At 32.5% G+C, this 12,271-nt stretch carries 6 protein-coding genes; 5 read left to right on the plus strand and 1 reads right to left on the minus strand.

The window, feature by feature from the left end:
• Positions 1-15: 15 nt before the first annotated feature.
• Positions 16-4,554, plus strand: coding sequence for an FIDD domain-containing protein (locus AC2GW8_RS05345; protein ID WP_440881748.1), 4,539 nt, complete (start codon positions 16-18; stop codon positions 4,552-4,554).
• Between the two features lie 37 nt (positions 4,555-4,591).
• Positions 4,592-6,583: an excinuclease ABC subunit UvrB gene (gene uvrB, locus AC2GW8_RS05350; protein WP_440881749.1), complete on the plus strand. Its 1,992-nt coding sequence runs from the start codon at positions 4,592-4,594 to the stop codon at positions 6,581-6,583.
• A gap of 62 nt (positions 6,584-6,645) precedes the next feature.
• Here the strand turns inward: uvrB and sucC are convergent, their stop codons facing one another.
• Positions 6,646-7,848: an ADP-forming succinate--CoA ligase subunit beta gene (gene sucC / locus AC2GW8_RS05355; protein WP_440881750.1), complete on the minus strand. Its 1,203-nt coding sequence runs from the start codon at positions 7,846-7,848 to the stop codon at positions 6,646-6,648.
• Between the two features lie 245 nt (positions 7,849-8,093).
• On the opposite strand from sucC, the gene AC2GW8_RS05360 reads away from it, so the two are divergent.
• The 3 genes from AC2GW8_RS05360 to AC2GW8_RS05370 all read left to right on the plus strand — a co-directional run bounded on the left by AC2GW8_RS05360 (position 8,094) and on the right by AC2GW8_RS05370 (position 12,254).
• Complete coding sequence (locus tag AC2GW8_RS05360) at positions 8,094-10,574, plus strand: DUF5916 domain-containing protein (protein WP_440881751.1); 2,481 nt, start codon at positions 8,094-8,096, stop codon at positions 10,572-10,574.
• 79 nt (positions 10,575-10,653) lie between these two features.
• On the plus strand, positions 10,654-11,313 hold the full coding sequence (locus tag AC2GW8_RS05365) for an ABC transporter ATP-binding protein (protein WP_440881752.1): 660 nt from the start codon (positions 10,654-10,656) through the stop codon (positions 11,311-11,313).
• 176 nt (positions 11,314-11,489) lie between these two features.
• Complete coding sequence (locus AC2GW8_RS05370; protein ID WP_440881753.1) at positions 11,490-12,254, plus strand: TIGR02757 family protein; 765 nt, start codon at positions 11,490-11,492, stop codon at positions 12,252-12,254.
• Positions 12,255-12,271 lie beyond the last annotated feature (17 nt).

The raw sequence follows: 12,271 nt of genomic DNA on the forward strand, positions 1-12,271 counted from the left end.
ATCCTAAATTGATATATGATCAGAAAATTACTGTTATTATTTTCATTTGTCCCATTTTTAACTCATGGACAAAAAGAAGCGAATATTTGGTATTTCGGTGAAAATGCTGGGATTAATTTCGAAACAAATCCTCCAAGTAGTATAACGAACGGTGCATTGAATACTCTGGAGGGATGCTCTTCATTTTCAGATACAAACGGAAAAATACTATTTTATTCTGATGGGATAACTGTATGGGATAAAAATCACTCAATAATGCGTTATTCAAATGGAAATCTTGCCAATGATCTAAAAGGAAATCCATCAAGTAGTCAGTCCGGAATGATTATTCCAAAACCTAAGTCAAACAGTATTTATTATTTGTTCACTGTAGATGATGGTCCTGCTTATGACCTTAATGGAAATATTATTGAGCCTGGACAAGGTTTTAATGTTTACACCATTGATATGTCTTTAAATTCTGGACTTGGTGAATTAGTAGATGAAAATGGCTCAGGAACATACTTTAAAAGTCTTTCAAATGGACATCAGGTAAATTGGACAGAAAAAGTTGCCGCAGTAAGAGGAACAGAATGCAATACTTTTTGGATAGTCTCATCTACAAACACTCAGTTTTACGCTTATAAAATTACCGAAACAGGAATTGACCTATCACCTGTAATATCAAATGTTAGTATCCCTTTATACAGACGAGGCTACTTAAAACTATCTCCTGACGGTAAAAAATTAGCTATTGCAAATCAAGGCAATAATCAGTCTGTGTTATTTTCCTTTGATAATGCTACTGGGAAAGTTAGTAATGACGGACAGCTATTAAATAGTTTCAATGACGGTGAACCCTACGGAGTTGAATTTTCTAGAAATTCGCAAAAACTTTATATTTCATCAACGTCCTCTTTTACAAATGATATTAATTTTCCAAGTATTTATAAACTATTTCAATACGACCTATCCAATAGCAATATTCCTGCATCAAAGAGACTAATCCATGAGCAAAATGGTTTTAGGGGCGCTCTTCAGTTAGGACCCGACGGAAAGATATATGCTACTATACCTCAAACTTACAGTACTCCTGCTGGTTTTGCTACACATCTTGATGTTATTGAAAATCCAGACTCAAATGCCGATGATATTATATTTACAATTGATGCTGTTGATTTAAATGGTAAAAAATCAACTCAAGGCCTCCCCCCTTTCATCTCATCACTACTACTTCCTATAGAAATTAAAGATAAAGAAACTGGTTTAACAATTAACGACGAAAATCTCAAGCTCTGCATTGGTGATTCTAAAATAATCTCACCAGACCCTGTTATCGGCAAAAACGTTTTTTACAAATGGACTTTTGATAATGGTACTACAACATCTATTCTCTCCAATAGCCTGCAACTTAGTTTAAATTCTTTAACTCAAAATGATGCCGGCAAATACAGACTAACTGTTAGTCATACAGATAATTGTGGTAATTTTATAGAAAAAGAAGGTGTATTTAATATTGAAATTTATCAAGCGACAATTGCTTCACAACCTTACGATATTAATTTTTGTGATCTTGATAACGATGGGTTTAATACTTTTGATTTACAAGCAGAAATAACTCCTCAGGTTTTAAATGGGCAAAGTAATGCAATTTTTGAAGTTGTTTATTTTTTAAACCCAACTGATGCGAATAATAATACGAACGCTTTAGCAAATGAATACACAAACCAGACAGCTTTTAGTAACCAAACAATATATGCAAGAATTCATAATATTAGCGCACCAAATGCCTGTTATGATATTAGGACATTTAATCTTAGTGTAACCAGAAGACCTATAATAAAAAACCCTAAAAACTATGAAGTTTGTGACGATTTGAATAATGGTGGAGATACAGATGGTTTTTATAACAATTTCCTACTAAGTACGAAAGACTCAGAAATTTTAGGTTTGTTAGATCCAAACCTGTATACGGTAACTTATCACAAGTCACTCATTGGTGCTCAAACAGACCAATTTACCGATGTAATTGACAAAACTATCCCTTATAGAAACGAGACAGCTGACTCGCAAACTATTTATGTTAGAGTTGAAAATAATGCAAATGCACTATGTAATGAATCTTCGATATCTTTTAATTTAACCATATTAAAACTTCCTATTATTAATGCTGTGGTCGAATTAAAACAGTGTGATAATGATACTGATGCTTTTGCCGATTTTAATCTAGAAGAAGCCAGAACAGATATCTCTGCAGACTACCTAAACGAAACTTTTGTCTATTATGGATCGTTAGCAGATGCGCAAAATAATACATCTCCTATTGTAAACCCTTTGGTATTTCAGAATAGAACAGTAACTAAAGATACGGTTTGGGCAACAGTAACAAATACCAATGGATGTGAAAGAATAGCTCAAATTAATTTGACCGTTTCTACAACAGGAATTCCAGCTAGCTTTTTAAGAACTTTTAATAACTGTGATGACTTATTAGATAGCGATGGAAATAACAATGTTAATAATGATAATACCGATGGTATTAGTTCGTTTGATTTTAGTTCTGTTGACAGTGAAATCCGAAATCTATTTACGGCGGTAGGACAACAAATAGATGTTACCTATTATCGTAATGAAGCGGATGCAGCTGCTGAGATAAATGCTATTAATGATATTACCAACTATAGAAATATTGGCTATCCTAATACCCAAACTATCTATGTCCGCGTAGATAATACTTTAGATAATGATTGCCTTGGTTTTGGACCACACATCTCTTTAAATATAGACCCTGTTCCAGATATTAATCCAACTAATAATCTAGAATTTTGTGACGATTTTGATAGCGGAAATTTTGACGATGGAATCAATATTAATATTAATCTCAACACCCAAATAAGTACAATACTTGGCTCACTATCTCCAATGAATTATGATGTTTCTTTCCATCGAAATGAAGCAGATGCCAATTCCGGTAGCGCTCCTATCGCTAATCCTAGTAACTTCACAAACACAATAAGAGACTTACAAACTATATATGTACGAGTGGTAAATAAAACTACGGGGTGTTTCAATGCAAAAGTAAAATTTGATATTATCATACATCCATTGCCTACTATTGCTAACCCTATTCCTGACTTAGAAGTATGCGATGTTCATAACAGCATAGATAGTGACCCTAGAAATAGACTCGCTCAAAATATTTCTTTAGGCGATAAAGATGCTGACGTACTAGATGGAAGAGATCCTAATATATTCCTAGTGAGCTATCATAAAACACTGCAAGATGCTATTGATAATGTAAGTCCGTTATCTAAAACCAATTATGCTAACGATCCATTAACAACAAACTTTCCAGCTAACATGGTCGGCGATGATCCTGCTAATGAAATTATATATATTGGGATCGAAAACACAAATACAGGCTGTAGATATGGTATAGCTACACTGCAACTTGTAATTCATCCTGAACCAAACATACCTATAAACATCAACAATTATGTAGATTGTGATAACACTAGCGATAGTAACAATGATGACACAAATGGCATAAACGGCGATATTAGTTTAATTAATAAAATTCCAGAGATACTAATAAACTACTCGACTACGGATCACAATAGGTTTACGGTTACTTTTCATGAAACATTAGCAGATGCCCAAGCAAATAGTAATCCTATAAACACGAACACCTATCAGAATACAGCGAATAATCAAACTATCTTTGTACGGGTTCAAAATAACCAAACCAATTGTGTAAATGATAATTTGACCTTCAATATCATTATCAATCCATTACCAGAATTTGATATCGAAACACCAACCATTGTTTGTCTTAACAATCCACAAACCCGTTTAGAAGCCTTAAACCCTAATGCGGTTTACGATTATAACTGGACGCGCAAAGGAAATAATACATCCTTAAGCACCACTTCTTTTCTCGATGTATTACAAGGTGGAACTTATGTAGTAACTGCTACCACTAAAGACGGAACAAATTGTCAGAGAGTAAAAGAAATTACCGTAAATGAATCAATAAATCCTATTCTAGAAAAAGATGATGTAATCGTCATTGATGACACAAATAACAATGGGTTAAACACCTATGCTGTTAAAGTAATTACTAAAAACAATAACTTAGGTGTAGGTATCTATCAATTCTCTTTAATAGATGAAAATGGAAACCAAACACCTTTTCAAGAAGAACCTTTATTTCGCGATATTTCAGGTGGAATCTACACCTTAATTGCTAATGATAAAAATGGTTGTATTCCAGATGCAAAATTATCCATACCCGTTATTGAGTACCAAAAATTTCTAACTCCAAATAATGATGGATTCAATGACACATGGAAAATTAAGGGAATTAGTTATGAATTTTATTCGTCAGTAACCGTTTATATTTTTGATAGATACGGAAAATTTATTGCATCAACCAACCTGAAAAACAGTGGATGGGACGGAACTTCGAATGGAAAAGAACTTCCCTCAGACGATTATTGGTTTAAAATTAATTTAATAGATAAGAGTGGAAAGAATTATTTTCATAATGGTCATTTTTCTTTATTAAGGAAATAAGGTAGTTTCCCAGGAAAACTATCCTTATTTTTGTTGTATGAATTTCGATTTACAATCAGATTTTAATCCTACAGGAGATCAACCACAAGCAATAAAGCAATTAGTTGGTGGAATCGTTAACAATGAAAAATATCAAACTCTACTAGGAGTTACAGGATCAGGAAAAACTTTTTCTATTGCTAATGTTGTTGCAGAAGTAAATAGACCTACCTTGGTTCTAGCTCATAATAAAACCCTAGCTGCCCAATTATATTCTGAGTTTAAGCAATTTTTTCCTGAAAATGCTGTTGAGTATTTTGTCTCTTATTACGATTATTATCAACCTGAAGCATATATTCCAGTTACAGGAACCTATATAGAAAAAGATCTTTCCATTAATGACGAAATAGAACGGCTTAGAATTAGCACGTCTTCTTCTCTATTATCAGGTCGAAGAGATGTCTTAGTAGTTGCTTCCGTCTCTTGTCTGTATGGTATTGGAAATCCTATTGAATTCAAAAAAAATGTTATTACTATTGAAACTGATCAACAGATTTCGAGAACAAAATTTCTTCATCAGTTAGTTACTAGTCTATATGCTAGAACAGAAGTTGAAATAAAAAGTGGAACTTTTAAGGTAAAAGGAGATGTAATAACAATTTACCCATCCTATGGAGATAATGGATATAGAATTCATTTTTTCGGAGACGAAATAGAAGAAATAGAAACTTTTGATATCGAAACTAATGAGACAAATGCAAGACTTGATCAATTAAATATCTATCCAGCTAATTTATTTGTAACCTCACCCGATGTATTACAAAATGCAATTCATCAGATTCAAGATGATTTGGTGAAACAGTACGAATACTTTAATGAAATAGGAAAACATCTCGAAGCAAAACGCTTAAAAGAACGTACTGAATTTGATTTAGAAATGATTCGTGAATTGGGCTATTGTTCTGGAATCGAAAACTATTCGCGTTATTTAGATGGCAGGAAAGCAGGAACAAGGCCATTCTGTTTGTTGGACTACTTTCCAGAGGACTATTTAATGGTTATTGACGAAAGTCATGTTACAGTACCGCAAGTTCATGCCATGTATGGTGGTGATAGAAGCAGGAAAGAAAACTTAGTAGATTATGGCTTTAGACTGCCTGCTGCAATGGATAATAGACCTTTAAAATTTGAAGAATTTGAAGTACTACAAAATCAAGTAATTTATGTTTCTGCAACACCTGCCGATTATGAATTACAAAAAACCGAAGGGCTATTCGTGGAACAGGTCATACGTCCAACTGGACTTTTAGATCCTGAAATTGAAATACGCCCTAGTCAAAACCAAATTGATGATTTAATTGAGGAAATTCAAATTCGAGTCGAAAAAGACGAACGTACTTTAGTTACTACTCTAACAAAAAGAATGGCCGAAGAATTGGCTAAATATCTGACTAGAATTCAAATACGCTGTCGCTATATTCATTCAGATGTAGACACCTTAGAAAGAGTTGAAATTATGCAAGACCTAAGAAAAGGGCTCTTCGACGTCCTTATTGGTGTAAACCTTCTTCGTGAAGGACTCGATTTACCAGAAGTTTCATTAGTGGCTATCTTAGATGCAGATAAAGAAGGCTTTTTGAGAAGCCATCGATCGTTAACTCAAACTGTAGGCAGGGCCGCTAGAAATGTTAATGGAAAAGCCATTATGTATGCTGATAAAATAACCAATAGTATGCAAATGACAATTGATGAAACGACTAGAAGAAGGGAAAAACAAATTCGATTTAACGAAAAAAATAACATTACACCAAAACAAATAAATAAAAAGATAGACAATACTTTATCAAAAAAAACAACAACCTCTTATCATTACGAAAATGCAACTCAGAAAGTTGCTGAGCAAGACTTAGATTATCTGCCTAAAGAAGAAATCGAAAAACGCATTCGCTCTACTCGTAAGCTAATGGAAGAAGCTGCTAAAACATTAGATTTTATTAATGCAGCCAAATTACGAGATGAAATAAATATTTTAAAAGAAAAACTAAAATAAAAAATCCCTTTTTTATTAAAGGGATTTTTTTATATTTAACTAAGAATCATCAACTAAAACCTTTAAGCCTTTACTTGAAGTACCTCCTGAACTTTATCTGCAGCTTCTTGAAATTCTGTTGCTGAGATAATTTCCATTCCACTTCCGTCAATTAATTCCTTTGCTTCCTTAGCATTCGTTCCTTGTAAACGGCAAATGATTGGTACATTGATTTTATCTCCCATATTTTTATATGCATCAACAACACCTTGAGCAACACGATCACAACGAACAATACCTCCAAATATATTCACCAATATTGCCTTTACATTTGGATCTTTTAAAATAATACCAAAAGCCGTTTCAACACGTTGAGCATCAGCTGTACCACCTACATCTAAAAAATTCGCTGGTTCTCCACCTGCTTGTTTAATTAAATCCATAGTTCCCATTGCTAAACCAGCACCATTCACCATACACCCCACATTACCATCAAGATCGACATAATTTAATCCTGCTGCATTTGCTTCAACTTCAATCGGGTTTTCTTCACGTAAATCACGCATCTCAGCATAATCTTTATGACGATATAACGAATTATCATCTAATGCAACTTTAGCATCAACTGCTAATATCTTATTATCAGACGTTTTTAAAACAGGGTTAATTTCAAACAAAGACGAATCCGACTTTACGTATGCAGTATATAATGCTGTTACAAATTTAGTCATATCTTTAAATGCAACACCTGAAAGACCTAAATTAAAAGCTATTTTACGAGCTTGAAAAGGTAACAATCCTGTAGCTGGATCTATTTCTTCAGTAAATATAAGATGAGGAGTTTCTTCGGCCACTGCTTCAATATCCATTCCTCCCTCGGTAGAATACATGATCATATTCTTTCCTGTTGCTCGATTCAATAATACCGACACATAGAACTCACTTGGCTCACTTTCTCCCGGATAATAAACATCTTCAGCAACTAATACCTGATTTACTAATTTTCCTTCAGCTGGTGTTTGAGGGGTAATTAACATCATTCCTAAAATATCATTTGAAATATTTTTTACATCATCTAAACTTTTAGCTAACTTGACTCCCCCTCCTTTTCCACGGCCTCCTGCGTGAATTTGAGCCTTTATTACGTGCCAGCTTGTTCCTGTTTCTTCCGTCAATTTTTTTGCCGCTTCAACAGCCTCTTCTGGAGTATTTGCTACAATTCCGCGCTGCGTGCGAACGCCAAAACTGCTTAAAATTTCTTTACCTTGATATTCGTGTAAGTTCATTGGATAAGAATGTTTTTTAAAGTCGAACAAAAATACAAATTCAATTTGTATTTTATAAAAAATAATTATTTAATTTAAATAACGTAACAAAATCTCAATCTGACCGCCTCACTCGAACTTGCATAAAGTTATTACTAAATTGTAACATTTGGAAATTTAACATGTCTTTAGCTTAATTAACAACATTTTGTGAACCCATGGAAAATTGCATTAATACCTTAGCTGCCCATTATACTCTTTCGAAAATGCATAAAAATATTTTCTTTTTCTTTCCTGTACTTTTAATACTCCCCCAAATAATAGTATCGCAATCCCCAAATACAAATCGTAAAAAAATTTCAGCCACAAGAATAGTCAAAGCTCCCAAAATAGATGGTATAATTAATGACGATGCATGGAAAAACACTAAAGAAGTAGGTGATTTTTTCATGATGCGTCCTAACAATGGACAGCCCGAACCAAAAACTCACAGAACAAAAGTAAAATTAGTTTATGACGATGCAGCCATTTATATTAGGGCCGTAATGGAAGATCCAAATCCATCCAAAATTCCCGCAGAATTTACAAATAGAGATGATAATGGAAATGCAGATTTTTTTATGGTTACAATAAATCCTAATGATGATGGTCAAAATCCTTTTCAATTTTCAGTAAGTAGCTCTGGTGTTCAATCTGATGCCAAAATATCCAATGGAAATGAAGACTTAAATTGGAATGCCGTTTGGGAAAGTAGTATACGATTTACCAAAAATGCTTGGATTCTTGAGATGAAAATTCCATATCGAGCCTTAAGATTTGCGAATGAAAAAGTACAGACATGGGGTGTCAATTTTCACAGGAGGGTACAAAACTTAAATGCCCAGTTTACATGGAATTTCATCAATAATAAAATAGGTACTTGGACACAGTACGATGGTTTACTTGAAAATTTAAAAAACCTGAAACCTCCCAAACGCTTATTATTTTACCCATATGCATCATCAAATGTTGTGGTTGATAAAAAAGATACTAATTTTGATTGGAGTGTAGGAATGGATATTAAATATGGTATTACAGAAAACTTTACACTTGACGCAACTCTAATTCCTGACTTTAGTCAAGCTGCATTTGATAACGTTATCTTAAACCTTAGTCCCTTTGAACAAGAATTTGTTGAACAAAGACAATTTTTTAGCGAGGGTACTGAGCTTTTCACTAAAGGAGATCTCTTTTACTCAAGACGCATTGGTTCTAAACCAATCGATCAGTTTAGGGTAAAAGACCAGATAAATACTAACGAGGAAGTTGTCGAAATTCCTGAAAAAGTAGATATGCTAAATGCTATTAAAATTTCAGGACGGACAAAAAATGGACTCGGTATCGGTTTTTTTAATGCGATTACAGATAAAACCGAAGCCATTATAAAAGATACAATAACAAATAAAACAAGAAAAGTAACCGTAAATCCTCTTGCAAACTACAACATAGTTGTTTTAGATCAACAGTTTAACCAAAATTCATCAATTACACTAATTAATACAAATGTTACCAGACTTGGTGAATTTAGAGACGCTAATACATCGGGAGTTTTATGGCATATAGAAGATAAAAAAAGTACTTACAATATTGATGGCTCATTTAAAATGAGTCATATTTCAGACGATGAAACAAAATCTAGTTCTGGATATACTTTTGATACTAGTATTGGCAAACATGCAGGGAATTGGAGAGCTGAATTAGGTTACAACTTCAAAAACAAAGATTTTGACTCTAATGATCTTGGCATTCTCTTTAATAATAATGAGCAAACTATCTATAGCTCGTTATCATATAGGCTTTTGCAACCTAAGGGTATTTTTAATGATTATCAGGTTTCTTTTTATCACAGATTAAATTTCTTGCACAATCCAGGAACTTATACCCATTCAAACTTAGGATTAAATTTTTGGTCAGAAACAAGAAAAAGATTCTATTTCGGAGGAGGCTTTAATTTTCGGTCAGAAAGGAAAGATTTTTTTGAGCCAAGGCAAGGTACTAGTAGTGGTATTTATTTTAACTCTCCTCAAAGGATTAAGTTTTTTCATTGGGGATCTACTGACTATCGCAAAAAAATGGCCATTGATTACAGATGGTTTTATGATTTTTATGATAACAATCCAAAAGAGCGTTATGGCTTTAGATTTACACCACGGTATCGTTTTAACAATCGTTTCTCTTTAAGGTATGGATTGCGTTTTAGGCATGTAAACAACGACCAAGGGTATGTTAAAAAAATTAAAGAAGAGTACATAAAAAATAATCCACAATATACTTCTCTTAAAGATAAAATTATTTTTGGAGAAAGAAACTGGACAACATACAACAACACTATAACAGGTAAATATAGTTTCAACTCACTTGCCTCTCTTTCTTTGAGTTTTAGACACAATTGGAGTAAAGTTCCATACTCTAAATTTTACTCTTTAGATACAAATAATGGAAGTTTACATAGAAATATTTATAATGAAAATCACGATCGGAATTTTAATAGCTGGAACATTGATTTAAATTTTGTTTGGCAATTTGCTCCAGGAAGTCAATTAATTGCATTTTATAGAAATTCAATTAATCCTGATGATGATTTTGCTCCGGCAAGTATTAGTTTTATGGATAATCTAAGTAGACTTTTTAAAGAAAACATTCAACATACCTTTTCTTTAAGGTTTGTTTATTTCTTAGATTATAATAATCTAAGAAATGTGTTCTAGTAACTTTTAATGTAGATATTCTAACTTATTAAAGTATATTTCTTTTCTTTTTTATACATTCGTCCAATAAGATTTTATCATGATTAGTGCAGAAAATATTCATAAAAGTTACGATAGTGTTGAAATCCTAAAGGGAGTTAATCTACAAATAAATAAAAGTGAGGTCATTGCTATTGTTGGTCCATCTGGAGCAGGAAAAACAACACTCCTCCAAATCCTTGGCACGCTAGATTCACCTGATAAAAAGAAAGATTTTTCACTAATTATTAATGGAAAATCAGTTAAAAATTTAAACGATAAAGAAATTTCACTTTTTAGAAACAAACATATTGGATTTATATTTCAATTTCACCAATTACTTCCAGAATTTACAGCCTTAGAAAATATTTGTATTCCTGCTTTTATTGCCAAAAAAGGAAAAGTAGAAACAGAAAAAAAAGCAAAAGAATTGCTCAGCTTTTTGGGCTTATCGCATCGAGAAAACCATAAACCGAGTGAGCTGTCAGGAGGCGAACAACAAAGAGTTGCTGTTGCCAGAGCTCTAATAAATGATCCTGCTGTAATTTTAGCTGATGAGCCTAGTGGAAATCTAGACTCAAACTCGGCTAAAAATCTGCACGAACTTTTTTTTAAACTCAGAGATTCTTTTGGCCAAACATTTGTTATTGTTACCCATAATAATGAGTTGGCTACTATGGCTGATAGAAAATTAGTTATGAAAGATGGTATTATTGTTTAATACCAATTCCTAATAAAAGCTTTTTATTGTCTAATATTTTTGCTATCAAACTAACAAATTTATTAGTTGCATGTAAAAATTTAAAAGTACATGTGGCGTTGAAAAGCTTACTAATTTACTAATATCAAAAAACACTTATTCTTAACTATTAATATTATCTCAACAATTATTTTTTAATGAAAAAAGAAGACCTTAAAAATTTTTTAGATGATAAAGTAAATACCTACAATAATGTTAGCTTTATTGAAAGTGATCCAATACAAATACCTCATCAATTCACTAAAAAAGAAGATCAAGAAATATCAGGTTTTTTAGCTGCTACCATTGCTTGGGGAAATAGAAAAATGATTATAAAAAATGCTAAAAAAATAATCGATCATATGGGGAATTCTCCATATGACTTTATAATGCACCATAACTCAAAAGATTTAGACCGCTTCGAGGGCTTTGTTCATAGAACATTTAACAGTATAGACATAACTTTTTTCATACAATCCCTAAAAAATATATATAACAATCACAAAAGTTTAGAATTTGTATTGCAACCAAAAAATGGAAGTGATAATTACAAATTAGCTATTCATAACTTTAAAAAAATTTTTTTTGAAATTCCACATCAAAAAAGAACTCAAAAACATGTTTCAGATCCTTTAAAAAATTCAGCATCAAAACGTATTAACATGTTTCTACGTTGGATGGTAAGAAATGATAAAACTGGAGTAGATTTAGGAATTTGGAAATCCCACTCCTCTGCAAATTTGCATTGCCCTTTGGACGTTCACTCAGGTAATATCGCTCGTAAAATAGGAATTTTAAAACGTAAGCAAAATGATTGGAAAGCTTTAATTGAACTAGATGCTGTATTAAGAGACTTTGATAAAAATGATCCTGTAAAATATGATTTTGCACTTTTTGGACTCGGTGTTTTCGAAAAGTTTTAATAAAAAGGGGGAAATCC

It is taken from the genome of Tenacibaculum profundi, assembly GCF_057162725.1.